The organism is Pedobacter deserti (assembly GCF_024436415.1).
Lineage (GTDB): Bacteria > Bacteroidota > Bacteroidia > Sphingobacteriales > Sphingobacteriaceae > Pedobacter > Pedobacter faecalis.
Genome location: NZ_JAFMZQ010000001.1, coordinates 1,774,286 through 1,798,767, shown reverse-complemented (window position 1 = coordinate 1,798,767; position 24,482 = coordinate 1,774,286). Strand labels below are relative to the sequence as shown.

The following is a 24,482-nucleotide window of genomic DNA, read 5'->3' as shown; positions in this document are numbered from 1 at the left end:
GGAATTACCACATTCTGGTCGTACTCAATACCTCATATACATTGTTGAGTTGTAAGCCCAAGACAATTTCGTGGCTCCCGTTGCTCACCGAATTCAGGGCTGACGTTGTAAAATCGTACGAGTAAGTGAGATTGATCAGTTTATTGAAGTTGACACCCAACAGGGCGGCAAAGGCGTCGTCTTTGCGATAACTCCCTCCCAGCCAGAAACGATCCTTAAATGCCAGCTTCAGGTTCAGGTCGTACGACGCTGGCGCCGGCTTTACCTTTTTTAGCATCATGGAAGGTGTAGCGGCTACATCCTCTAGTAAAAAGAACCTGTACCCTGCAGTGAAAAAATAATGGGCTACTTCTTTGCCGGGCACATAACCCGGGGCGTTCTGAAGATTGGGATTGTTGGTAAAGGTCATCTCCTGAGAGAGCAGTTGCTGGACTGACGCGCCGGCGAAGAACCGGGCGCCGTAGAGCCATACGCCCAAACCCAGATCTGGTTTAATCTGGCTGATGATGGCATTACGCACGGCCGGGTCCTGTGGATTGTCTTCACCAAAGTTGAGCGCAGCAACGTCTAGTCCGATGCGGGATATGCCCGCGGAGACGCCGACCGACAGATTCAGCTGGCCTGCCATCTGCATATGATAAGCGTAGGTAAGCGCTGCATCTAAGCGCGACAAAGGTCCGATATCGTCGAGCACAGCCATAACACCCATGCCATGGTGACTCGGCGAGGCGGTATAGTTCTGCATGTAGTTCCGGCTCATCGGATCGTCGCCATGATCGGGCAGCGAGAGCGGATTACGCCAAAGATAGTCATCACCAAATTTCCAGTGGGCCGACAAGAACGAAGTCTGAGGTGCATCGTTTATACCTGCCCATTGCTTGCGATGACCCACCTTCACGTCGGTATAATTTTCTATGCCACTGAGCGCAGGGTTAAGTAAAAAATTATTGAAAATGTACTGGGTATATTGAGGTCGTTGCTGAGCTATACCGTTATAGCAAAACAAGATGACAACGAGGGACGGAAGTATGTATCGTTTCACTATCGTATAATGGTTAGAGGGCCAGTTACCGGTCTGCGCCCGTTGTTAGGATTGATAATATAGTAGTAAGTCCCCGCAGGCAAGGCCTGTTTATTGGAATTCCCGTCGAAAGGGGCCTTGTAACCAGCGCTGTAGAATATACGTGTACCGTAACGGTTAAATACTTCAACAGTGACACGTGGGTAAGTTTCAATATACTTAAGTATCCAGGTATCGTTTACTCCATCGCCATTCGGACTAAAGCTGTTTGCCGGTTCTATGCGTGCCAGGACGTTGACCGTAACAGTTTCGGTGATAACACAGCCCCTGGCAGAAGTGATGGTTAAGGTGTATGTGCGATCGTCTGTACCGGTGACAACCGGGTTAAGTATGTCGTCACGACTAAGGCCCTGAGCAGGCGACCACTTGTAGGTCAGATCAGTACCGCTTGCGGTTGCCTCCATCTGCTTTTCGCCTCCTTCATAAACATTTATCGTTTTAGTGATGGTCAGTAAAGGAGTTGGGCTGACCAGGATTGTCTGCTGCTTGGTTTCGGTACAGCCATTGCTGATGTAGGTATACCGGATGGTATGCGTACCCGGACCAGCCGCCTGAGGATCAAACCTGCCATCGGCCGTTACGCCAGTGCCGGAATAACGGCCCCTGCCGGGCAACCCGCGTGTTTCCCGGGCCTGTGTCAGCACTACAATACCCGCTTCCTGGCAAACGCCCGGTATGGGATCAAATACGATCACCGGAGACGGGTTTATGGTCACCGTGATGGTCTTTTCAAAAACATCGGAAAGACAGCCATCCTGTAAGCCTGCCGACAGCTTTACGGTATAGTTATACGTACCGATCTGCGTATATCTGTGTACGGGGTTTTGCTCGGTGGATACGCCGCCGTCGCCAAAATCCCATATCCACTTGTTTACCGGCTGATCGGGCAGCAGCGAATTGCTGAGGTCGGTAAAAGCGATGCCCTGATTTTCGCAAGCTATCTGGGATGCACTGAAATCGGCCAGCGGGATCGGGTTTACGCCAAAGGAATAGTTATAGATTTGCTGTGTAGCCAGGCAATTGCCTTGATTGGGCCGTTCGGCCTTTACGACCACCTGATGCACTATGCCTGTGTCTGCAAAGGCGCTATCGATAGCATAGATATATTCATAGAGAATGATTCCGCTACCGCTGTTGACCACTGCATTAGGCGTGGTTTGTCCCTGCACCTCTGGTTCTGCATCGAGCTGCCAGCTGATCTCACTTACCAGATAAGGTAAAACGATCTTGAGGTTAGACTTCTGCCCTACGCAGGCGTCCTTGGCATCGAGTCCGGTAATGGTATTGTTTACCAACAGGTAATTATTCGCCGCCAGGTTGGTACCCGCCGAGTAAGCGTATGACTCGAACCGGCCGAATCCATAAGCTATCGCATTAAACCCATCGGAGGCCGATAGAGTTGAGCTCATCTCGGTAATGTTGAGCTGGATGTATGAGTATTCCGGATTGCTGGACATAACCGTCCAAGTCGCGGTGGGCTGGTTTCCGTTGATGCGAAAACTGGCCGTAGCGCTTGTCTTCATGCAAACGTTAATGTACTTCTCCAGAATACTCTGATCGTTTGAGGAGAACAAGGTGATCTCGCGTATATTAAACTCAATGGGATTGAGCAGTACCATTTCAGGATCGCCGGTTGCTTCGCCAAAAAGACCTGAACATTCCTGGGTAAGTGAATACTGCGCTACGCTGATATTTTTGTCGGCCGATACAAGCATAGCTTCGGTGTGTTCGGTGCTGGCATCATAAAACTGGCCGCTGTTGAGTGTAAATGACGTATTGTTGATCGTTACGGTGGTGTTGTCTTCGCCTGCCAGGACCCTGAAATAATATTCTCGGTCTTTAAAAGGAATAATGCTGTAGTTCTTTCCCCAACTGATGGTAGGATACAATTGCTGATAAAGTGGATCGAGCGAAGAAAAGCACCCTATATATAAGGCTGTGCTCCCTGAAAAAGCGGCAAAGCGTTTACTGCAGGAATTGGTCGACCCCGGGTCTATATCAACTTTAACCCCGGTAAGGTCTTCCTGCCCCGGCGGAAGGTACTCATAGACATCGCCAGCTGTTGGCAGGGTTACCGACTGCACCGAGCCATCTTTTAAATGTATGCGCAGGTGCGTATCGTCTTCGGTCGCGATAAGCGTGAGAAAATTTTTGTTGGTGAGCCCGTCTCCATTAGCCTGCGCATAGTTCATGGAATAATAGGTTTGTCCGAGTGCTTCCACCGGAAGGATCAACGAAGCGGCCGACCGTGCCCCTGCATAAATATGTGCATAGGCGGCAACTTTGGGCTGACCGGGGCTTACGGAGATGCGTATAGCTCTGTTGTTCAATACCTGGTTGCTCTCGGCGGAGTCGATATAAGCCTCATTTCTTGGAACGTGAAACGGAACAGCTGTGTTGGCCGGAATATTCTGAGTACTAGAAAAGCTTCCACAGGTAACGGTGGCTTCTGAATCAGACTTTGAGGTAAGGTATACAGTAATATTTGCCAGGCTGAAGCTTCCGCCAAGCCGCGAGGGATCATGCGTAGGGAACACCGCCCAGAATTCTGTGCCTTCGTTGGAGATATTCTGAGCCCGTACCGCCTGTATGAACAAGGAATTAATCAGTATTAAAAAGACTATATTCCATTGTTTCATACCCTTGGTTTTACATACCTATGAAAGCAGGTTTTGACGGAGCAGGAACTCTAACTGCTTATTGGCCAGCAATAGTTGTTCCGTAAGTTCTCGGTTCTCTTTGCGGAGCGCATATATTTCATATGCCTTTTCAATATTAATACGCAGGTCTTCGTCCATCCAGGGTTTTTGTATGTACTTATATACTTGCCCTTTATTAATAGCATCTATAACCGCATTAATATCAGCATAGCCGGTAAGCAAGATTCTTATCGGGTCTGGAAAATCTGGTATAATGGATTCCAGGAACTCAATTCCTGTCATGACCGGCATCCGCTGGTCGGTGATGATCACATGAATATTTTCAGACTCCAGTATCTTCCTTCCCTCTACTGCCGATTCTGCAGTAAAAACATTAAACAACCTCCTAAATCCGGCCTTAAAAGAGTTCAGGTTATGAACTTCATCGTCTACGTACAAAACACTTATTAATGTATCTGAACTCATATCCACAAAATATTTTTGTTAAATATATCACTTTCGGGTGTTTTTTTAAACACCTGTCTATAATTTCAGTATTTGATTCAGTAGCGGCAAACAAATAAACAAACACTGCTGCCAGCTAATAAAAAGTTAAACATACATTTTTATAATAACCTTTAAAACCCTAATTTTAGTAGATTTTAACGGGTACCGTAATACCTGCTAGGGCATAACTAATCGACACATGCATTTTCTTAAAGACAACAACAATTTTCTTAAAGAGGCTATTCTGACTACTGAACTTCAAAACGATGTTTATCTTCCGACATTTTTCCGTATTAATAAGGAGGAAGATGAAAAAGCATTGAAGGATCTGCTGCTCAGCGCACCTCATATCCAGGTGTTTGACACAATCTATCACCAGTTGAAAGACCTGATCAAGTCGATAAACCCTAACAGGGTCCTCGACGATCGGTCGATACGACAAGCTATTGAAGCGCATTTGAACGGAACGGACATATCTGTATATGGCGTTTGGGTGTATTACCCCTGGCTTGGCAAAGTGGTGCATATTCTGGATGAACAGGAGTATATTACGGTACGGACCAATCGCAATAAGCATAAAATAACGCAGGAAGAGCAGGACCGGCTTGCCGAGAAAAAAATCGGTGTCATCGGTCTTTCTGTTGGTCAGTCGGTTTCACTGACCCTGGCCATAGAACGCGGCTTTGGAGAGTTGCGGATTGCAGACTTCGATACCCTGGACCTGACAAACCTTAACCGCATCCGTTGTGGGGTACATAATGTAAACCTCAAAAAGACCGTGATCGTAGCTCGCGAGATCGCCGAGATTGATCCTTTCTTAAAAGTAGTTCCTTTTCATGAGGGCATTACGGAAAATAACCTGGAAGAGTTTCTTGCAGGAAACGGAAAACTGAACCTTCTTATTGACGAGTGTGACAGTATAGATATAAAGATCAATTGCCGGGTAAAGGCGCGGGAAATGGGCATACCCGTGGTTATGGAGGCGAGCGACAGGGGAACGATTGACATTGAACGGTTTGACCTTGAGCCTGAACGGCCAATTCTACATGGCTCTGTGGCACATTTGGACATTAGCCGCGTAAAAGACCTCAAAACGAGTGAAGAAAAGCTTCCTTATATGGTGCCCATCAGCGGACTCGAAACTTTATCGCCCCGCATGAAAGCTTCAGCTATTGAGATCATGCAAACCATTACCACATGGCCGCAGTTATCAAGCGCCGTAACTTACGGGGGCGGTATCACAGCTGATCTTTCGAGAAAGATATTACTTGACTCCCTGCATGTTTCCGGAAGGTTTTTTATTGATATAGACGAACTGATCAGCGATCCGCCCAAAGAAAGGGAACTGCAGCAGCAGGCTACACCTCCTTTAACGGTGGACGATATGGACAGAATGTCGGCTTCGAGCAGCGTTCCAGATGGCGAGCCGCTTGGCAGTGAAGAACTGGAACTGATGGTAACAGCAGCAGGCCTGGCACCTTCGGGTGGTAACAGTCAGCCCTGGAAATGGCACTATAAGAATAATATACTGCACTTATTTTTCGATAAGTCGTGTTCAGACGCATTTCTGGACTTCAATGATACTTCGTCGATGATTTCCCTGGGTGCAGCCATTGAGAACCTTTTGCTTACTGCCGAAAAAGAAAGGCTGGAGGTGATCTGGGAATACGCTTCATCTGGTTTCCCTACGCATGTGGCATCATTCAGGTTCAAAAAAAATAAGGAGGCGCCATCGGAATTATCGCTTAAACTTGCCGCCCAGATCGGAAACCGGCATACCAACAGAAAGAACAGTTCCAGGGTACTGATGGCACCCGAAGAAATGCACCATTTGTCGAAGGTCGTTACAGATGTACCTGGCGCTGAGATAGAATGGGTGTTTGATGTAAAACGCCAGCAGCAGATTGGCGAGATAGTGGCGGAGACCGATTTGATGCGGTTCTTTACGCCCGAGGCCCATTGGGATTTTATCCACAGGGAAATGCGCTGGACACCTGAGGAGGTTGAATCCAGAAAGGACGGGATCGGTGTGCATACGCTTGATCTCGGCATGAACGATTTGATTGGTCTCCGTCTGCTTAAGGATCCGCAGGCGATTGATTTCCTCAAAAAGATTAACGGTGGGACGGTGTTTAAGAAAGTATCCGTAACACAAATGGCTACGGCGTCGGCAATCGGCCTGGTGACGATGCCTACCATCGCCAATCAAAATTTTCTGGAAGGTGGCCGTGCTGTGGAGCGATTATGGCTGGCAGCCTCAGCTTATGGTTATCAAATGCACCCATTGTCTGTTCCTCTGGCCTTCTTTTACAGAAACATCCATGGCAAGGGTGCCGGACTAGATAGAGATACTTCTGCGCACCTGACTGAGTTAAGACGAAAATTCTGTCAGATTTTTGACACCAACGATGAAAAAGCTGAGATATTTTTGTTCAGGCTCTTCAAAGCTTCTGATTCGGAAATGAGAACGATCCGCAAACCCATTAAAGACACACTGAGTATTGGAAACTAACAAACCAAAAATAGATAAACTGCAGTTCCGGGCTTTCAGGGCTGTGGACGAAAGGCAGACCTGCCTTAAATTTGTAGAAGGGCATACTAAGGTTCTGGAGATATTCGGGATCACGCAGATCACATCTGCTAAGATTGACTGGATGCTGAATCCGAACGTTTATCTCGTGGTTGTAACAGCCGAAGATGACGACAGAATTCTGGCTGGCGGAAGAATACAGATCGCCGATGATAAATTTCCACTGCCCATTGAAGATGCAGTGGGCTATATCGATGATCGCATTTACAAGATGGTTATGGAGGAAAACACGCTGGTTACCGGAGAATGCTGCGGACTATGGAACTCATGGGAAGTGGCAGGATTGGGTATCGGGAGTATCTTTTTAGGCCGTACCTGTGTGGCCATTACCGAACAGTTAAAGATGAAATCGCTCTTTGCTTTGTGTGCGCCTGCCACATATCGGAACTGTATCCGGACGGGCTTCAGAGTGATAGACACGATTGGCAACAAAGGCAAGTTTTATTATCCAAAAGAAGACCTCACGGCGACAGCCCTTATTATAGACGATGTTATTACGTTGGACAACACATTCCCGGAAGAGCGGGGGGCCATTATGGAACTCAGGAACAACCTGGTTATGGATAAAACGGTAGAGACCAAGCATGGTCCTATTGATATACATTTTGACTTAAGAATCAAAGGCATCACATCTTGAAGAGGTTTACATTTTTGATCGGCATGCTGATCATGACCGTATGGTCGGTATGCAATGCTCATGACAACATCGCAGATTCTAACGTTCAACGCACTACCGACCTGGGCGAGCGCGCCTGGTTGCTCCCGCCCCGCGAAGGCAACGACCGGATCGAGGACATCCGAAAATCTGACTGGTTTTACCGGAGCGACAGCAAAGTCATTAATTTTGGCATCTCTAAAAATGCCGGCTGGGTAAAACTCCATATGACTGCGCCGAAGCAGGACAACGCCGTTCTGCTTATAGAGCAGTCGAGGTTGATGACCCCGGAATGCTATGTGGTTACTAATGATAACCTGATAAGGCGTGTGCCTGTTACGGCCATTAAAGACGTTCCTAACCGTCAATGGCCGGGAACCGGATTTATTGCGAACCTGCCAAAGATTCCGGGCACCGATTCTTATGAGGTTTTCGTAAAACTGATGAGCAATGAATTGCTCGTAACAACTTTAAAGGTCGGCACCCAGGAATCTCTCAGCGGCGATCTGATCTCGAAAGAAATGCTCTTCGGACTGTATTCCGGAATCATGTTTGTGATGCTGATCTACAACTCCTTCCTGTACATCTCGGTACGCGACAGAAGTTACATTTATTACGTGCTGTACATTTTGTCGATCTGGCTCACACAAATCTCCATTTCGGGCTTTGCCAGCAAGTATCTGTGGTTAAATAATGATTGGCTTGCGGCAAACTCGGTAAGTGTGTTCTCGTCGCTTTCGGGAATCACTGCCTTTATCTTTATTAAGGAATTCCTCAATATCGGCAAGTACGAGAAACTCCTCTCCCGACTGATTTATTTTAACCTGTCTACCTTTTCGCTTAGCCTCTGTTTTACCCTTTTCGGGGCCAAACATCTGGACTTTATTACGATGCAGCTGGCCACCTTCGTAGGATCATTGATTGCCTTGTATATCGGTTTCATAGTGTACAAGCAAGGATTTGCCCCAGCAAAATATTTCCTGATCGCCTGGTCGTTGCTGCTGGTAGGTGCGTGTTTGTTTATCATGAAAGATTACAACATTATTCCGTACAACAATGTGACGATATATATCCTGCAGATCGCTTCTGCAACCGAAGTCACTTTACTGTCGTTTGCCCTTGCCGATAAGATCAACATCTTTAAAAGAGAGAAAGAAGAGTCGCAAGCGCGTGCCCTTGAAGTTGTAACAGAGAACGAAAAGCTGGTAAGAGAACAAAACGTGCTCCTCGAAATCAAGGTAAAAGAACGTACAGAGGCTCTTGAAACCGCTAATGATACGTTGAATGCCACGCTCACCGACCTGAAAGAAGCTCAGTCGCAACTGGTGGATCAGGAGAAGATGGCCGGACTGGGGCAGTTAACGGCGGGTATCGCCCATGAGATCAATAACCCGATCAATTTTGTGACCTCCAATATAAAGCCTCTCGAACTGGATATCAACGACCTTAACGATGTTATCCAAATGTACGAAAAGCTGGATCCGGAAAAAGACCTCCAGTCTCAAATCAGTGCGATCGAATCTTTCAAGAAACGTATCGATTTGAATTTTGTAAGGGAAGAGATCAAATCCTTGCTTTCCGGTATCGGTGAAGGCGCTAAACGCACAGCTGAGATCATCAGAAGCCTGAAAAACTTTAGCCGGCTAGACGAGAACGATACCAAACCTGTTAATATTGCTGAAGGGCTCGACTCTACCCTGGTGCTGATCAGAAGTACCTTCCCGGGAAACCTTAAAATAGTTAAGGACTATCAGCCCGTTCCAGAAGTGGAATGCATGCCGGGTAAGATCAACCAGGTGTTCATGAACCTGATGTCTAACGCTGTTCACGCCATAAAGTCTAAACCGGTACAAAATGAAGAAGAGTTTATCTCGCTCAAAACATGGCAGGAAGGGGATCATGTAAAAATAAGCATCAAGGATTCGGGAACCGGTATGCCTGATTCCGTCAAACAAAAGATATTTGAGCCGTTTTTTACAACAAAGGACGTTGGTGAGGGAACAGGCCTCGGTTTATCCATCGTTTTCAGGATTATCGAAAACCACAGGGGCACAATTGATGTTGTAACAAAAGTTAATGAAGGTACCGAATTTATTATTAACTTGCCTATAAAACATTAATACTCCTTCTATGAGCACGCAGACCATACGTGTCCTGTACATCGACGACGAGGAAAGTAACCTGGTGGCTTTCCGGGCAGGTTTCCGAAGACAGTATGAGATATATACTGCGCTATCCGCGGTTGAGGGCATAGAACTGCTTGAAAATGTTGAAATCCATGTTATATTGGCCGACCAGAAAATGCCTGAAATCACCGGGGTTGAGTTTTTCAGACGCATTTCAGAAACTTTCCCTGACCCGGTTCGTATATTACTAACAGGCTATACAAATATAGAGGCTCTTGCGGATGCCATAAACCACGGCGACGTATACAGGTATGTAACCAAACCTTGGAACGATCTGGAACTTCACAATTCGATCAAAAATGCGTACGACGCTTATAAAGCCAAAATCGATCTGAGGAACAAGGTAGCTGAACTGGAAAAAACAAATGATGAGTTGAACCGGTTTATCTACAGTATATCGCACGAGCTTCGCGCACCTCTTGTTTCTACGATGGGCGTTGTTAATCTGGTAAAGATGGAAGGCTTGTACGACTCATGCGGCGAATACTGGGGTCTGATCGAGTCGTGTTCCAACAAACTGGATTATTATATCCAGAAAACACTGCAGTATTATAAAAACAATAAGGTAGCTTCCGAGAATTCGCTGGTAAGTTTCAATTCGCTCGTCAGTGAGCTCGTTGACCTTTATGCGTATACAGATACGGATACCAAGTTTGATTTAAACATCCGGCAAACAGGTCCATTTTACGGCGATGCATTTCGCATAGAGGTAATCCTTGGCAACCTGATTTCAAACGCCATCCGATACCAGAAAGAGGATGAACAAAACAAGAGGGTAAGCATCAGCGTCCTTGCTACGGAGGAGGCAGCGGAGATTATCATCAGCGACAACGGCGTGGGTATACTTAATGAGCATCTGGAAAAGATCTTCACGCAGTTTTTTAAAACGAAGACAAATCACGGAACAGGGCTCGGGCTCTTCATTGTGAAGGAGGCCCTGAACAAAATCAACGGCAGGATCTCTGTGACTTCAAGTGATCTGGAGGGTACAACTTTTAAAATATTTATTCCTAATGTCAAGTAAAGCAAGAAAGGTCATGCTGATAGATGACAATGAAATTGACTTAAAGATCAATTCTAAGGTCATTAATATCTCTAAGCTGTTTGACCAGATTATAACCTGTCAGTCGGGAGACGAAGCCTTATCCTATTTAAACAGGCACCTCGATGACGAAGATAACCTGCCCGACTTCATTCTACTGGATATCCAGATGCCGGAAATGGATGGCTTTGATTTTCTGGAGATTTTCAAAAACTTCCCGGATCGGGTAAAAAGTAAATGCCTTATTGCCATACTATCGTCTACACTGGACTTCGGCGATATTAAGCGCGCCGAGGCCAACCCTTACGTTATTAAACTCCTTAAAAAGCCGCTCTTCCCCACTGAACTTCAGAAAGTGCTGGATAAATATTTATAAGCACCGTTCTTAACTCCTTTGCGTAGGCTTCTCATTAGTCAAACAGATCCTTTCTGTGAAGGTTGTTTATTGAGGTTTTCTTTGCCCAAAGAAAGACCATAAAATGAATGACTACGATAGCACCCCAAACGATCTCCGTTGAGCGAATTGTTACGATCTGCTCATAGCTCGAATTGAGGCCGAAAGCAAACCATAGTTCCGCAACGACATGGTAAACGATATAGGTTGAAAAGTGGAATCTAACCCCTACATCGAAAATTGGTAGAAACTCCCCCTGTTTCCTCCCAAAATGCCAACCGGAAGCAAACATCGCTAGCGCATATCCGACTGCCGATAAAGCCACAACCACCGATGAGTTGCTATCGATTCCGTAGCTCATGCAATACCTCCAGGCAACAGTTAATACAATTGCGGTCAAAATAAATTTTAGGAGATAGATTGTAATTGTTTTCATAGCTTATTATTTAAAAGGTTTATAATTTCTTGAGAATAAAACAGGTCAATGTTCCTGCTAACAAATTGATCAAAGAGCTCCTTCCCGAGTGGCGTTAAATAATAGTATTTCCTATCCGGACCTTTATTGCCTTTTCTTAATTCATAATTTAACACCTGAATTTGTTCATACTTTCTTAAAGCCCTATATAGACTTTGCTCTTCGCAGGTTATAGTTCCTTGACTTCTAGTCTCCACGAATTCCCTGATTTCTTCAACATATTTTCTACTTTCCTGAAGAGACAGAAAAATCCATAATGTAAGCTGACCCTTCTTATAAGTTTCTTCCCAGGAAGATAAAAGCTCCTGCACTCTGTTATCGCGTTTCATATAACCATAATGTTCTATACAACTTGTACTATACAAAGATAGTATTTAACATGTCAACGCAAAATATTATTTGATAAAGCTAAAATGATCGTTCGGGAATATGGAATAGCTCAAAGTTTATTCGATTCTCTTGTAGCGAGTGATACATCCATAGCCGTCGTAACAGGCGAAACGACCGCCCTTCGGATTTATCAATAGTTCGCCCTTTTTCGTGAAAGAATAGGAAAAGCGCTGAATCTCTCCATCACCCAACACCGCTTCAATCATGCCGGCTGTGGCAAATCCACCGAAGCTAAGCATTTAGCAGGTTAATCCAAGGGTTAAGATGTAAAAAAAAGCCCCCTAATGTACTTAGGAGGCCAGTGCGCCCACCTGGGCTCGAACCAGGGACCAAAAGATTATGAGTCTTCTACTCTAACCGACTGAGCTATAGGCGCAGTGAAAATCTATAGTGATTTTGCGAGTGCAATGTTACATATTTGTATCCAATTATGGAAACGGATTTAGCACAAAAAATAAAAAACATCATTTTCGATTACGGCAATGTAATCTTCGAAATTGACTTCTTAAGAACCCAAAATGCCTTCTCTAAACTGGGTATCAGCAACGTGGAGGAGTTTTTCGCACATAAAGGACACAACCAAATCTTTAACGATCTGGAAACTGCAGCGATCAGTCCGGCGCAGTTCAGGGATGCGATAAGAACGGCGACCGGCAACCTAGATCTGACCGACGGCCAAATAAACGATGCCTGGAATAGTCTGCTGATCGGCGTCCCGTCTAAACATGTACACGACACGCTGCTGAGGGCCAAAGAACGATACCGGACATTTCTGCTGAGCAATACCAACGAAATCCATTACAACTGGATCACAGACCATCTGAAGAATAAGTATGAGATGACCGGAAACGAATCCCTGTTCGAGCGTGTCTATTACTCCCAGCAGATGTTCCTTCGTAAACCCGATATCGCTATATTTGAACGTGTACTGCAGGAAAACGGGCTCAAGCCAGAGGAAACATTATTCATAGACGACAGTCCCCAGCACCTGGAAGGCGCCCGAAAAGCAGGTTTGCGTACCCTGTTGATGGACCGGCATCCTTCGCAACTGCACACCTTCCTGTCTGATCACGGGCTATTATAACCGCCGTCTCTTCTTTTCTTTGATGATCAGGCTCAGCTCACGGCTGGTTTGTCCGGCTATAGAGGTATTCTCCTGAGCTCTTCTGAACAAATAAGGCATAACCGCCTTTACCGGTCCGTACGGAACATATTTAGCCACGTTATACCCGGCGTCAGATAAATTAAAGCTGAGGTTGTCACTCATACCCAGCAACTGGGCGAAATACACATGTGGGTGATTATGACTGATACCGTGTTCATTCAGCAGGTTTGAAAGCAACCGGCAACTTTCCTCGTTATGCGTACCGCAAACAAAGGCCAGGCTGTCAATATGCTCTACCGCATATCTTAGTGACGCATCAAAATCACGGTCGGACGACCCCTTGTCGGGCTGTATCGGTGAAGGATATCCCATCTCTTCCGCACGCTTGCGTTCCTTTTCCATATACGCACCTCTTACCATCTTAACGCCGAGAATAAAGCCCTCCTGCTGCGCCGTTTCATGATCGGTAATCATTCCGGAAAGCTTGTCATGGCGATACATCTGGTAGGTGTTATAAACGATAATCCTTTGTTTGTTGAACAATCGCATCATGTCCATCGTCAGCATATCGATGGTATCCTGAATCCAGGTTTCTTCAGCATCGATCATCACCGGGACACCCTTGTCGAACGCTGTACGGCATATCTTCTCACATCTCTGCTTTACCTTACCAAACTCCGCCTCTTCTGCTGTAGTTAGAGATTGCTTTGCATCAAGTTTTTCCAGCAGTGCAAAGCGCCCTATACCCGTAACCTTAAATACGGTTATAGGTATGCGCGGGTCGCCCGCCGCCCGTTCAATGGTACGTATGATCTCCGCACATGTAAAATCAAAAACCTGCTCATCCTCCTCCCCTTCTACCGAGTAATCAAGTATGGTACCCACTTTACCTGCGTAAAGCTGCGCTATGGTGTGCTCGCATTCGGCGATGGTTTCCCCCCCGCAAAAGTGCTTGAAAATCGTCTTCTTGATAAGTCCCTTAATTGGCAGTCCGATGTTGAGCATAAAGTTGGCAACCGGCGGCCCCGTACGTGTCAGAAAATTGCTGCTGATGATCTTAAACAGCCAGTAAGCCGCGTTTAATTCACCGTTGGATTTGTTGCGGAAAGCGATTTCGGTATCATCAAAATTAATTGATTTCTTGGGAGATAGTTCCATTTATGGATTGCAGTTAGTCGTTTTGCGACAAAAATATAAAATCCCCGCCACTGGGCGGTAAAACACTTTATAAATAGTTGTAAGTTTGTCCTGATGATAGAGTTTAAACTTGAGGGCGAATTTATTCCGCTGATACAACTGCTAAAGGCGACCGGACTTGTAATGAGCGGAGGCGAAGCGCAGACGATTGTTGAAGATGGCCTGGTAAGATATAACGGCACTGTAGATTACCGTAAACGGCTGAAGGTACGCCGCGGTGATGTAGTTGAATTTATGGAACAAAAGATCTTAGTAAGCTGATGGAAACGATTGAAAGCGCAGGCTACAATGTTTATTTTGAGACCGGCCTTGCGCCGCTCTCAGAACTGATTCAATCGGGCAAATACAGTCAGGTTTTCGTTTTTGTCGACTCCAATACGCTGGAATCCTGCTTACCTGTGTTTCAAAGTATGCTGGACGGTTTTTCAGCTTTCGATCTGATTGAAACAGATCCGGGAGAGGAAAACAAAAACATCGATTTTTGTATAGGCATCTGGAAAACCCTTCTGGATTTTGAAGCCGACCGCAAGTGCCTGATGATTAACCTGGGCGGCGGGGTGGTAACCGACATGGGCGGTTTTGTGGCGTCTACCTACAAGCGGGGTATCGACTTCGTCAACATTCCTACTACGTTGTTATCGCAGGTTGATGCTTCTGTGGGTGGTAAGACCGGCATAGATATCGACAACGTTAAAAATATGGTGGGCACTTTTGCCCTGCCTCAGGCAGTATTTATCGAGAGTGCTTTTCTCGGTAGCTTGCCCAAGCGTGAACTTCTTTCAGGCTTTGCGGAAATGGTGAAACACGGATTAATAGCGGATGCAGAATACTATAAGGCGCTTAAGGAAAGCGATTATGAAGCAGTTAACATTAAAGACATCCATCACTCCATTGCGATTAAAAACAAGGTGGTGACTACCGATCCGCAGGAGAAAGGGCTAAGGAAGATATTGAACTTCGGGCATACGATAGGACATGCCGTAGAGACCTATTCGCTAAAGCACGATAAAAATCCGCTTACGCACGGCGAAGCCATTGCCATAGGGATGGTATGCGAGGGATATCTTTCTAAGCTTAGCAATAACCTGACAGCGGCTGAACTGGAAGACATTTCTTCCTATATTACTGCCATATATCCGGCCTACAGGATAAAGCCGGAAAGTCACAGCGCGCTGCTCGACCTGATGAAAAGTGATAAGAAAAACGAGAATGGGCAGATCATGTTTTCTTTACTTCGTGAAATCGGGCAATGTGATTTCAACTGTCAAGTAAGTGAGGAACAGGTCAAAGAAAGCCTGGAGTATTATAACGGTCTGCCATCATAAATATTTTCACTTTGCTATTGACAAATTAAAATTACTTTGTACATTTGGCGGAACAAAAAAGAAATGAACAACATCACTACATATTGGTTTGGATACTTTTACTACTTTAGTAAGAGCCGGGACTAATATGCATTGATATCAGTAAGATAAAAGTATATAAAAGTCCCGGCCAAACGCCGGGACTTTTTGCGTTTAAAGGATAAGATTTAGAACAAAAAGTTAAATGAAAAAGGCACCAAGAGTAGCGATTCAAGGCATTAAGGCATCATTCCACGAAGAAGCTGCATTCAAGTTTTTTGGAAAGGACATCCAGACTGTTGAGTGCTCTTCCTTTAAGGAAACCTGCGATGTGCTGCGTGATGGCAAAGCCGACTACGTGGTAATGGCCATCGAGAATTCAATCGCAGGCAGCCTGCTTCCCAACTATACTCTGATCCGCGAGTACAACTTTGCCGTGGTGGGAGAAGTTTACCTGGCTATCCAGCTTCATCTGATGGCACTTCCGGGTGTTAAATTCGAAGACGTAAAGTTTGCGACCTCCCACCCCATTGCGATCCGTCAGTGTGTAGATTTTTTCTACGATTACCCACATATTCAGGTTATTGAGGGAAGTGATACCGCCGCCTGTGCCAAGAAAATTAAAGAGCAACAACTCACCGACACCGTAGCTATTGCCAATACGCTTGCTGCTGAACTGTACGGATTGAACATTATCGAAAGACGGATCGAGTCGAACAAAAAGAACTTCACCCGCTTTCTTATTCTCAAAAACGACCGCTCTGAAGAGGTTACCGATATCAATAAAGCATCTATATGCTTTCAGATCGGCAACCACGTTGGGGCACTGGCCAAGGTGTTAAATATTTTCGCCGAGCAGAGAGTCAACCTGACCAAAATACAGAGCATGCCGGTTTTAGGCAAGCGCAACGAGTATTACTTCTATATAGACATGGAATGGTCGGACATGGAAAAATACGACAAAGCCATACGCCAGTCACTGAAATACACCGTCGACTTTAACATTATGGGCGAATACCAGAAAAACGATAAAGTCTGATAAACACATAAACAATATTTAAATTTTTAAACCCCCAAACAATGAAACTACAATTAAACATTCAGCCACTTAACACCTGGCTAAACACGAACAACGAACCACTTATTATCTCTGGTCCATGCAGTGCCGAAACGGAAGAGCAGTTGCTCACCACAGCGCATTTGCTGGCAGACACAGGCAAGGTATCGGTATTAAGAGCCGGGATTTGGAAGCCGCGTACACGTCCGGGAGAGTTTGAAGGTATCGGCAGCATCGGTCTCGAATGGTTGAAGCGCGCTAAAGCAGAAACCGGCCTTCCGACAGCAGTAGAAGTGGCCAATGCCAAGCACGTAGAAGAGGCCCTGGCTGCAGGAGTTGATATCCTGTGGATCGGAGCGCGTTCAACCGTTAACCCATTCACCGTACAGGAAATTGCAGACGCGCTGAAAGGTGTTGACATTCCGGTACTGGTTAAGAACCCAGTAAACCCTGACCTGCAGCTTTGGGCTGGCGCCTTAGAAAGGATAAACCGTGCGGGCATCACCAAACTTGGTGCAATTCACCGCGGCTTCTCTTCTTTCGAAAAGAGCTCTTTCCGCAATGAACCTATGTGGGAGCTTGCGATTCAATTGAAGACCTTATTGCCGGATCTACCTATTATCAACGACCCTAGTCACATCTGCGGTAACCGCGAATTGATCCCTTACATCGCTCAGAAAGCGCTTGATCTTGACATGCAGGGATTAATGATCGAATCGCACGTGGATCCTTCTGTGGCATGGACCGACGCAAAGCAACAGGTTACCCCTGCAGCGCTTGCAGAACTTGCAAATAACCTGACCGTACGTGAACCAGAGTCTAAAAACGAGGCATTTACCGATCAACTGGCCGACCTCCGTAAGCAAATCGACAAAATCGACGACCTGCTGCTGCAAAAGCTTGGCGAGCGTATGGCAATCGTTGGAAAAATCGGGGAATTTAAGCGCGACAACCAGGTAACCATTTTGCAGGTAAACCGCTGGGATGCCATCATTAAAAAAGGTCTTTCTTTTGCAAAAGCACTTAAGCTGGATCAGAACTTTATCGAGAAATTCCTTGAATTGGTACACGGAGAATCTATCCGTAAACAAACTGAAATTATGAACGCCGGTAAAGCAGAAAAAGGAATTGCAGCGGAGGCTCATACAGAAGTTAAATCTTAATAATGGGCAAGAACGCGTTTGTTTCCTTTATTGGAGAAAAACATATTGACACAGAAATCTGCCTGACAGGTTCAAAAAGTGAATGCAACAGGGCACTGATCATCAGTGCCCTTAGCGAAGGCACAGTCGGAATCGAGAACATGTCGGACGCCGCTGATACTGTTACCCTGAAGCGTATACTGGACCAGCTATCTTCAGGCAACGCGCACCAGACTGTGGATGTTGGACCGGCGGGTACAGCCATGCGCTTTCTTACAGCTTTTTTGCCGACAAGAACGGGAGAATTTACGCTGACCGGCACAGAGCGCATGAAAAAGCGCCCGATTGGCATACTCAGTGAAGCGCTCCGCGATATCGGCGCAGATATAAGCTATGCAGAAGAACAGGGCTTCCCTCCTTTGCGCATTAAGGGACCGTTTCAGCAGCGCACAGATACTGTACGCATAAAAGGTGATGTAAGCAGTCAGTACATCTCTGCATTGCTTATGATTGCTCCAACCCTGCCGCTCGGCCTTACCCTGCAGATCGAAGGTGAACTTACTTCCCTGCCCTATGTAAATATGACGCTGGATATGCTGAAAGAGGCTGGCGTTTCGCATCACTGGAACGGTAACGAGATCAGCATCCCCAAACAGCAGTTCAAGGCCGCTACGCTGAGCGTTGAGCCCGACTGGAGTGCCGCTTCCTATTGGTATAGTATTGCAGCATTGGCACACAAGGCGAAGATCGCTCTGCCTTACCTGAAAGATAAGAGTTTGCAGGGCGACAGCCGGATCAGGTCTATTATGGAGGCTTTCGGTGTCAGCACACAAAGACAGCAGAACGGCATCGCACTTGAAAGCTGCCCTAAACAGTTCAGCAACGATCTGCTTGATCTGAAAGACTGTCCCGATCTGGCGCAAACCATCATTGTATGCGCTGCCGCATTGCGACAGAATCTTTCATTTACAGGTCTGGAAACATTGAAGATCAAAGAGACCGACCGCATAAAGGCCTTACAAACAGAACTGGCCAAACTTGGCGTTACACTGGCGGCCGACGGCCTGGTGTATACCCTGAACTGCGACAATCTGCATTTTCCTGAACGTGTCACTTTCAGCACCTACGAAGACCACAGGATGGCGATGGCATTTGCCCCTTTAAGTCTCTGTATTAAAGAAGTCGTGCTGGAAGAGATGGACGTGGTCGAAAAATCCTATCCTGCGTTCTGGAATGACTTACAGAAGGCTGGTTTTACTGTTACAGAAATTTAATTTAAGAAGATGGCTGGTAATACATTCGGACAACTTTTCCGTATCACGACCTTTGGCGAGTCGCACGGTGCCGCAATAGGGGTTATTATTGATGGCTGCCCTGCGCAACTGCCTGTCGACCTCGACTTTATACAGTCTGAACTTGATAAACGCAGACCGGGACAATCTAAAATAACCACACAACGCAAAGAGAGTGACACGGTACAGATTCTTTCGGGCACCTTTGAGGGTAAAACCACAGGTACGCCAATCATGATGCTGATTCCCAATGAGGATCAGCGCAGTAAAGACTATAATCATAACACCGACGTATACAGACCTTCTCATGCCGACTATACCTATGATGCGAAGTACGGCATACGCGACCATCGTGGCGGGGGTCGTTCCTCGGCCAGGGAAACGGCAGCACGTGTGGCAGCCGGAGCCATAGCAAAACTCCTGTTAAAGCATCATGAAGTTGAGATCTTTGCGCATGTCTCTGCGGTCGGTACTATTCAGGCACCAAACCTCACCACCGACAACATCGGCGAACTCTTACAAATACGGGAGGAAAACATTGCGAGATGTGCAGATCCGGCAACAGCCAACCAGATGATCACCTTTATCGATAGTGTAAGAAAAGATGGTGACACCGTAGGCGGAAAGGTCAGCTGCATCGTAAAAAACTGTCCGGTTGGCCTCGGGGAGCCGGTGTTCGACAAGCTCCATGCTGATCTCGGAAAAGCAATGCTCAGCATCAACGCTGTTCACGGCTTCGAATATGGGTCAGGTTTTGCCGGAAGTGAGATGAGAGGCTCGGAACACAATGATATATTTCTTGCTGCCGAAGGTGGCTTGCCTAAAACGCTGACCAATTTCTCGGGTGGCATACAGGGTGGCATATCTAACGGGATGGAGATCAATTTTACGGTGGCTTTTAAGCCCGTAGCTACCATCATGCACAATCAGCAAACCATTAATTCAGCTGGCCAGGCCGCTGAAATCACTGGCAAAGGCAGACACGATCCTTGTGTAGTCCCGCGCGCTGTAGTGATTGTAGAAGCTATGGCAGCATTGGTACTGGCAGACCATCTGCTAAGAAACAAAACGAGCAGATTAAATTAATCTGCTCGTTTCTGTATAATGATAATTAAGCACTTCTTTCCGCAACTCAGAATATAGCCGGGAATTTCGCAGCGTTATGCTCGTGCATCATCTGGTACACTGCCTCAACCACATCGTCCACAGACGGTTTACTAAAATAATCACCATCCGAACCATAAGGCGGCCTGTGCGCATGAGCAGTCAGGGTCCTCGGCTGACCGTCGAGATAAAAATAGCCCTTTTGCTCTTCCAGGATTTGCTGAAGTATAAAGGCAGCTCCACCTCCTGGTACATCCTCATCGACAACGAGCAACTTGTTGGTTTTAGACAATGATTTGGCGCAAAGCTGATCGGTATCAAATGGAAGCAGGGTCTGCGGATCAATGATTTCGACAGAGATGCCCATTTGTGCGAGCTCGGCGGCAGCCTCTTCTACAACGCGTAGTGTAGATCCATAGGAAACAACGGTAACGTCTGTACCAGACCTGATGATCTCAGCTTTGCCCAACGGCACAGTATATTCGCCCACATTTAATGGCAAACGCTCCTTCAAACGGTAGCCATTGAGGCATTCGATCAGCAGCGCCGGCTCGTCCGAACGGAACAGCGTATTGTACATCCCCGCTGCCTGGGTCATATTTCTGGGCACACAAATGTGCAAGCCTCTTAACGAGCCGAGTATCATTGAGGTAGGCGAACCCGAATGCCATACCCCCTCAAGACGATGCCCCCGCGTACGTATAATCACCGGAGCCTTCTGACCCGCTTTGGTGCGATAAGACAAGCTCGCCAGGTCATCGCTCAACACATTGAGCGCAAATACGAGGTAGTCGAGATATTGAATTTCTGCGATGGGCTTTAGACCACGCAGCGCAAGACCAATACCCTGCCCCACAATAGTCATTTCACGTATACCTGTATCCGTGATACGCAAATCGCCATATTTAGCCTGCAAACCTGCGAAGCCCTGGTTCACATCACCTATAGCGCCAAGATCTTCACCAAAGGCTACCAAACGAGGGTCGCGCGCGAAATTAGCATCAAAACAAGCGTTCAATATCTCCCGGCCATCAACCATCCGGCTGTCGTCCGCATATTCCGCATCTACCTGCTGCACGGCCAGAGGACTCTCCAGCCCGTCGGTAAACAACTTGGAATGATACTGGTCGTCGATCAGCTCAACCTGTTCATTATACCAATTTAAGAGGTCGGTACGCTGAGATGAAGGCTGATTTGCAGTTAACCGCAGCGCTTTACGCGCACTTGAAATCACTTCCTTCCTCAATGCATCCGGTGTGGCAGCAAGCTGAGAGGCAATTTTTTTAAGCTCACGGCTACCGGCGGGCAGCGCCTCGATCAGTGAAACGACAGCATCCTTCTGCACCTTTATGGTAGCCAGGAATTCTTCCCAGGCCTCTTTTTGGGTATCCCGTACAAACTTTTTGGCCGTTTGCTCCATCTCACTAAGTTCCTCCTCCGTAGCAATAGCCGATTCCAGAATCCATTTGCGCATCTGAACGATACAATCATATTCCTTCTCCCATTCCAGGCGGGCCTTCTCCTTATAGCGCTCGTGCGAACCAGAGGTCGAATGGCCTTGAGGCTGCGTAACTTCAGTAACGTGAATTAAGACAGGCACGTGCTCTTCACGGCATACCGCTACAGCACGCTGATAGATCTCGCAAAGTGCCGGATAATCCCATCCCCTAACCTTATATATCTCGTAACCCGCAGCCTGCTCATCGCGCTGGAAGCCTTTCAAAATCTCTGAAATATCTTCCTTTGTAGTCTGATATTTTGCCGGAACAGAAATTCCGTAAGCATCATCCCAAATAGACATGGCCATAGGGATTTGAAGTACCCCCGCAGCGTTGATCGCTTCAAAAAACACCCCTTCTGAAGTAGATGCATTTCCAATGGTACCAAAAGCTACCTCATTACCATCAATAGAAAAGTCTTTAAGGTAATTTAACTCAGGGTTCTGCCGGTACAATTTAGAAGCATAGGCCAGACCAACCAGCCGGGCCATCTGCCCGCCCGTAGGCGCTATATCGGAAGATGAATTCTTAATTTCCGTGATATTCTTCCAACTGCCGTCTTCGTTCAGCGAGCGGGTAGAAAAGTGACAATTCATTTGCCTTCCCGCAGAAGCCGGATCAGCTTCCACGCTAGGATTGGCATATAACTGTGCAAAAAACTCTTTAAGTGTACATATGCCTGCAGCGAAAGCGAAGGTCTGATCCCGGTAATAACCCGACCGCCAGTCGCCCTTTCTGAATGCCTTGGCCATAGCAATCTGGGGCACTTCTTTTCCATCGCCAAAAATGCCGAATTTCGCCTTACCGGTAAGCACCTCCTTACGGCCCAAAATACTGGCCTGTCTGCTTTCAAAGGCGATCTTGTAATCGTTCATCACAATAGCTTTGAAATCGTCAAAGCTTAGTTCAGAAGCATCAATCGGGTTTGTCGTCAGATTCATATTTGGCATCATAAGCAATTCGATTTGCGGCAAAGATACACAAAATCCGAGGTATGACTTAAACGCCCAGGCCATTTTATCCGTGGAACGGGTTTTGATATATATCTTTTAAATGATTAAATTTGTTAAACAAACATATTGAATATGAAAAAGCTAATCCTACTGTCTGCCTTGTTCTTTGGTCTTGTTATCGTAACAAACGCCCAGAGCAAGCAGGCGGAATTTAAGTTCGAGAAAGAAACGCACGACTTTGGTAAAATCGCTATAAACAAGCCTGCGGTAACGGTTTTTAACTTTGTAAACGTGGGCGATCAACCACTGATCATCACCAAAGTGGAAGCCACATGTGGGTGCACTGTTCCCGAATACACCAAAGTGCCGGTGAAAAAAGGAGAGACAGGTTCAATCAAGGTTACGTACAATCCAACCGGTCAGCCACTACCGTTTAGCAAAAATGTTACTATAACCTCCAATGCGAAAACACCGGTGAAGGTTCTTTATATTAAAGGTGAAACCGTGGCAGCCGGAGCTTCTACAACTGCTTCTGCTACCAAATAGGAATTCCAATATTTATGAATTAAAAAACCTCGTTAATCAACGAGGTTTTTTAATTTTGCCCCATGCCAACTATTTCAGATAAAGGGACACAAATGCCCGCCTCTCCGATAAGGAAACTGACACCATTTGCCGATAAAGCCAAAAAAGACGGAAAGAAAGTACACCATTTAAACATCGGACAGCCGGATATAGCCACGCCCGAAGGTATGCTTAACGCCATCAAAAACATAGATTTTAATGTCTGGGCCTATACCCCATCCGAAGGTACGCTTGCCTACCGGACCAAACTTGCCGAATATTATAACAAACTCGGTTACAACATCACGCCGGCAGATATCCTGGTGACCGTAGGTGGCTCAGAAGCCATCACCATAGCCATGCAGACCTGCGTTAACGAAGGTGATGAGATCATTATCCCAGAGCCTTTTTACGCCAACTATAACGGCTTTGCCTGCATGAGCAATGTAGTCGTGAAACCCATTCTTTCGTATATTGAAAATGGATTTGCCCTTCCTCCTATTGCAGAATTTGAGAAACTGATCACCGAGAAGACGAAGGCGATCATCATATGCAATCCGAATAACCCAACCGGCTACCTTTATTCCAAAGAGGAACTGGAGGCCTTAAAAGGACTTTGCCTGAAGTATGACCTCTTCCTGTTTTCAGACGAGGCTTACCGGGAGTTCTGTTACGACGGCAAGGAATTCATTTCACCGATGCACCTCGACGGACTGGAAGAGAACGTAGTCATCATGGACACCGTTTCAAAGAGATACAGCGCTTGCGGAGCCCGTTTAGGCTGCCTGATCACTAAAAACAAACAGATCATACAAGCGGGATTAAAATTTGCTCAGGCCAGGCTGAGCCCCGGAATGGTAGAGCAGATTGCAGGCACAGCTGCCGTTGATACACCCGACAGTTATTTCGAGGCGGTCAACAAAGAATATACCTCGCGCAGGGATACTCTGGTAAGTCGCCTCAATGCCATAGACGGCGTTTTTTGTCCGAACCCAGGCGGAGCCTTCTATGTTGTTGCCCAGCTTCCGATAGATGATGCCGACAACTTCTGCCAATGGATCCTCGAAAGCTTTGAATATAACGGAGCAACTGTCATGATGGCACCTGCAACGGGATTTTACTCTACACCCGGATCAGGTAAAAACGAGGTCAGAATGGCTTATGTCCTTAAAAACGAGGACTTAAACGAAGCTATGGATTGTTTGACCGAAGCACTTAAACAATACCCAGGCCGTACTCTGGCATAATTTTCGTATATTTGTATCTC

At 46.4% G+C, this 24,482-nt stretch carries 22 protein-coding genes and 1 tRNA gene; 14 read left to right on the top strand and 9 right to left on the bottom strand.

Going from position 1 to position 24,482, the window contains the following annotated elements; all coding sequences use genetic code 11:
• Positions 1-4: 4 nt before the first annotated feature.
• The 3 genes from J3P40_RS08125 to J3P40_RS08115 are packed head-to-tail and all read right to left on the bottom strand — an operon-like array spanning position 5 to position 4,206.
• The gene (locus J3P40_RS08125) at positions 5-1,042 is read right to left on the bottom strand and encodes a PorP/SprF family type IX secretion system membrane protein (protein WP_256004459.1); all 1,038 of its coding nucleotides are present in this window, start codon (positions 1,040-1,042) and stop codon (positions 5-7) included.
• Positions 1,042-3,720 (bottom strand): T9SS type B sorting domain-containing protein, encoded by a 2,679-nt coding sequence (locus J3P40_RS08120; RefSeq protein ID WP_256004458.1) that lies wholly within the window; start codon positions 3,718-3,720, stop codon positions 1,042-1,044. Before J3P40_RS08120 ends, J3P40_RS08125 begins: the two co-directional genes overlap by 1 nt.
• An 18-nt stretch (positions 3,721-3,738) precedes the next feature.
• A complete protein-coding gene (locus J3P40_RS08115; protein ID WP_256004456.1) occupies positions 3,739-4,206 on the bottom strand; it encodes a response regulator in 468 nt (155 codons plus the stop codon).
• Positions 4,207-4,426: 220 nt separating this feature from the next.
• On the opposite strand from J3P40_RS08115, the gene J3P40_RS08110 reads away from it, so the two are divergent.
• From J3P40_RS08110 to J3P40_RS08090, 5 genes are read left to right on the top strand one after another with little or no spacing between them, the layout of a single operon-like run.
• Complete coding sequence (locus tag J3P40_RS08110; RefSeq protein WP_256004454.1) at positions 4,427-6,739, top strand: Rv1355c family protein; 2,313 nt, start codon at positions 4,427-4,429, stop codon at positions 6,737-6,739.
• Positions 6,729-7,454: a hypothetical protein gene (locus tag J3P40_RS08105; protein ID WP_256004451.1), complete on the top strand. Its 726-nt coding sequence runs from the start codon at positions 6,729-6,731 to the stop codon at positions 7,452-7,454. Before J3P40_RS08110 ends, J3P40_RS08105 begins: the two co-directional genes overlap by 11 nt.
• Entirely contained in the window at positions 7,451-9,592 is a 2,142-nt protein-coding gene (locus J3P40_RS08100; protein WP_256004449.1) for a sensor histidine kinase, read from the top strand. Before J3P40_RS08105 ends, J3P40_RS08100 begins: the two co-directional genes overlap by 4 nt.
• Before the next feature lie 10 nt (positions 9,593-9,602).
• Positions 9,603-10,682 carry a hybrid sensor histidine kinase/response regulator gene (locus J3P40_RS08095; RefSeq protein ID WP_256004446.1) on the top strand — a complete coding sequence of 360 codons (1,080 nt, stop codon included), beginning with the start codon at positions 9,603-9,605 and terminating at the stop codon, positions 10,680-10,682.
• A complete protein-coding gene (locus tag J3P40_RS08090) occupies positions 10,672-11,076 on the top strand; it encodes a response regulator (RefSeq protein ID WP_256004443.1) in 405 nt (134 codons plus the stop codon). Before J3P40_RS08095 ends, J3P40_RS08090 begins: the two co-directional genes overlap by 11 nt.
• 34 nt (positions 11,077-11,110) lie before the next feature.
• Here the strand turns inward: J3P40_RS08090 and J3P40_RS08085 are convergent, their stop codons facing one another.
• The 4 genes from J3P40_RS08085 to J3P40_RS08070 all read right to left on the bottom strand — a co-directional run bounded on the left by J3P40_RS08085 (position 11,111) and on the right by J3P40_RS08070 (position 12,335).
• Positions 11,111-11,530: a hypothetical protein gene (locus tag J3P40_RS08085; protein WP_256004441.1), complete on the bottom strand. Its 420-nt coding sequence runs from the start codon at positions 11,528-11,530 to the stop codon at positions 11,111-11,113.
• Positions 11,527-11,898 carry a PadR family transcriptional regulator gene (locus J3P40_RS08080; protein ID WP_256004438.1) on the bottom strand — a complete coding sequence of 124 codons (372 nt, stop codon included), beginning with the start codon at positions 11,896-11,898 and terminating at the stop codon, positions 11,527-11,529. Before J3P40_RS08080 ends, J3P40_RS08085 begins: the two co-directional genes overlap by 4 nt.
• A gap of 117 nt (positions 11,899-12,015) precedes the next feature.
• Positions 12,016-12,198 (bottom strand): hypothetical protein, encoded by a 183-nt coding sequence (locus J3P40_RS08075; RefSeq protein ID WP_256004435.1) that lies wholly within the window; start codon positions 12,196-12,198, stop codon positions 12,016-12,018.
• A 63-nt stretch (positions 12,199-12,261) separates the two neighbouring features.
• Positions 12,262-12,335, bottom strand: a tRNA-Ile gene (locus tag J3P40_RS08070).
• Between the two features lie 54 nt (positions 12,336-12,389).
• On the opposite strand from J3P40_RS08070, the gene J3P40_RS08065 reads away from it, so the two are divergent.
• Positions 12,390-13,043, top strand: coding sequence for an HAD family hydrolase (locus J3P40_RS08065; protein WP_256004432.1), 654 nt, complete (start codon positions 12,390-12,392; stop codon positions 13,041-13,043).
• Here J3P40_RS08065 and J3P40_RS08060 read toward each other — a convergent pair.
• Positions 13,038-14,222, bottom strand: coding sequence for a proline dehydrogenase family protein (locus J3P40_RS08060; protein WP_256004430.1), 1,185 nt, complete (start codon positions 14,220-14,222; stop codon positions 13,038-13,040). The genes J3P40_RS08065 and J3P40_RS08060 overlap by 6 nt on opposite strands.
• A 93-nt stretch (positions 14,223-14,315) precedes the next feature.
• On the opposite strand from J3P40_RS08060, the gene J3P40_RS08055 reads away from it, so the two are divergent.
• From J3P40_RS08055 to aroC, 6 genes are all read left to right on the top strand, one after another.
• On the top strand, positions 14,316-14,522 hold the full coding sequence (locus J3P40_RS08055) for an RNA-binding S4 domain-containing protein (protein ID WP_256004427.1): 207 nt from the start codon (positions 14,316-14,318) through the stop codon (positions 14,520-14,522).
• Positions 14,522-15,586 carry a 3-dehydroquinate synthase gene (gene aroB, locus J3P40_RS08050; RefSeq protein ID WP_256004424.1) on the top strand — a complete coding sequence of 355 codons (1,065 nt, stop codon included), beginning with the start codon at positions 14,522-14,524 and terminating at the stop codon, positions 15,584-15,586. The genes J3P40_RS08055 and aroB overlap by 1 nt, the downstream gene beginning before the upstream one ends.
• A 223-nt stretch (positions 15,587-15,809) precedes the next feature.
• Complete coding sequence (locus tag J3P40_RS08045; RefSeq protein WP_256004421.1) at positions 15,810-16,643, top strand: prephenate dehydratase; 834 nt, start codon at positions 15,810-15,812, stop codon at positions 16,641-16,643.
• A gap of 41 nt (positions 16,644-16,684) precedes the next feature.
• Complete coding sequence (locus J3P40_RS08040; RefSeq protein WP_256004419.1) at positions 16,685-17,824, top strand: chorismate mutase; 1,140 nt, start codon at positions 16,685-16,687, stop codon at positions 17,822-17,824.
• A gap of 2 nt (positions 17,825-17,826) precedes the next feature.
• Entirely contained in the window at positions 17,827-19,077 is a 1,251-nt protein-coding gene (gene aroA / locus J3P40_RS08035; RefSeq protein ID WP_256004416.1) for a 3-phosphoshikimate 1-carboxyvinyltransferase, read from the top strand.
• Positions 19,078-19,086: 9 nt separating this feature from the next.
• On the top strand, positions 19,087-20,181 hold the full coding sequence (gene aroC / locus J3P40_RS08030; RefSeq protein WP_256004414.1) for a chorismate synthase: 1,095 nt from the start codon (positions 19,087-19,089) through the stop codon (positions 20,179-20,181).
• 46 nt (positions 20,182-20,227) lie between these two features.
• Here aroC and J3P40_RS08025 read toward each other — a convergent pair whose 3' ends face one another.
• Complete coding sequence (locus J3P40_RS08025) at positions 20,228-22,648, bottom strand: alpha-ketoacid dehydrogenase subunit alpha/beta (protein ID WP_256007062.1); 2,421 nt, start codon at positions 22,646-22,648, stop codon at positions 20,228-20,230.
• Between the two features lie 135 nt (positions 22,649-22,783).
• Between J3P40_RS08025 and J3P40_RS08020 the strand changes: the two genes are divergently transcribed.
• Together J3P40_RS08020 and J3P40_RS08015 are read left to right on the top strand one after the other, a co-directional pair.
• The gene (locus J3P40_RS08020) at positions 22,784-23,197 is read left to right on the top strand and encodes a DUF1573 domain-containing protein (RefSeq protein ID WP_256004411.1); all 414 of its coding nucleotides are present in this window, start codon (positions 22,784-22,786) and stop codon (positions 23,195-23,197) included.
• 62 nt (positions 23,198-23,259) lie between these two features.
• A complete protein-coding gene (locus J3P40_RS08015; protein ID WP_256004408.1) occupies positions 23,260-24,462 on the top strand; it encodes a pyridoxal phosphate-dependent aminotransferase in 1,203 nt (400 codons plus the stop codon).
• Positions 24,463-24,482 lie beyond the last annotated feature (20 nt).

Coding starts and splice junctions, on each gene's coding strand:
- J3P40_RS08120 (WP_256004458.1), bottom strand. CDS start 3,720: ATGAAACAATGGAATATAGTCTTTTTAATACTGATTAATTCCTTGTTC.
- J3P40_RS08115 (WP_256004456.1), bottom strand. CDS start 4,206: ATGAGTTCAGATACATTAATAAGTGTTTTGTACGTAGACGATGAAGTT.
- J3P40_RS08110 (WP_256004454.1), top strand. CDS start 4,427: ATGCATTTTCTTAAAGACAACAACAATTTTCTTAAAGAGGCTATTCTG.
- J3P40_RS08095 (WP_256004446.1), top strand. CDS start 9,603: ATGAGCACGCAGACCATACGTGTCCTGTACATCGACGACGAGGAAAGT.
- J3P40_RS08090 (WP_256004443.1), top strand. CDS start 10,672: ATGTCAAGTAAAGCAAGAAAGGTCATGCTGATAGATGACAATGAAATT.
- J3P40_RS08085 (WP_256004441.1), bottom strand. CDS start 11,530: ATGAAAACAATTACAATCTATCTCCTAAAATTTATTTTGACCGCAATT.
- J3P40_RS08080 (WP_256004438.1), bottom strand. CDS start 11,898: ATGAAACGCGATAACAGAGTGCAGGAGCTTTTATCTTCCTGGGAAGAA.
- J3P40_RS08075 (WP_256004435.1), bottom strand. CDS start 12,198: ATGCTTAGCTTCGGTGGATTTGCCACAGCCGGCATGATTGAAGCGGTG.
- J3P40_RS08065 (WP_256004432.1), top strand. CDS start 12,390: ATGGAAACGGATTTAGCACAAAAAATAAAAAACATCATTTTCGATTAC.
- J3P40_RS08060 (WP_256004430.1), bottom strand. CDS start 14,222: ATGGAACTATCTCCCAAGAAATCAATTAATTTTGATGATACCGAAATC.
- J3P40_RS08055 (WP_256004427.1), top strand. CDS start 14,316: ATGATAGAGTTTAAACTTGAGGGCGAATTTATTCCGCTGATACAACTG.
- aroB (WP_256004424.1), top strand. CDS start 14,522: ATGGAAACGATTGAAAGCGCAGGCTACAATGTTTATTTTGAGACCGGC.
- J3P40_RS08045 (WP_256004421.1), top strand. CDS start 15,810: ATGAAAAAGGCACCAAGAGTAGCGATTCAAGGCATTAAGGCATCATTC.
- J3P40_RS08040 (WP_256004419.1), top strand. CDS start 16,685: ATGAAACTACAATTAAACATTCAGCCACTTAACACCTGGCTAAACACG.
- aroA (WP_256004416.1), top strand. CDS start 17,827: ATGGGCAAGAACGCGTTTGTTTCCTTTATTGGAGAAAAACATATTGAC.
- aroC (WP_256004414.1), top strand. CDS start 19,087: ATGGCTGGTAATACATTCGGACAACTTTTCCGTATCACGACCTTTGGC.
- J3P40_RS08025 (WP_256007062.1), bottom strand. CDS start 22,648: ATGCCAAATATGAATCTGACGACAAACCCGATTGATGCTTCTGAACTA.
- J3P40_RS08020 (WP_256004411.1), top strand. CDS start 22,784: ATGAAAAAGCTAATCCTACTGTCTGCCTTGTTCTTTGGTCTTGTTATC.
- J3P40_RS08015 (WP_256004408.1), top strand. CDS start 23,260: ATGCCAACTATTTCAGATAAAGGGACACAAATGCCCGCCTCTCCGATA.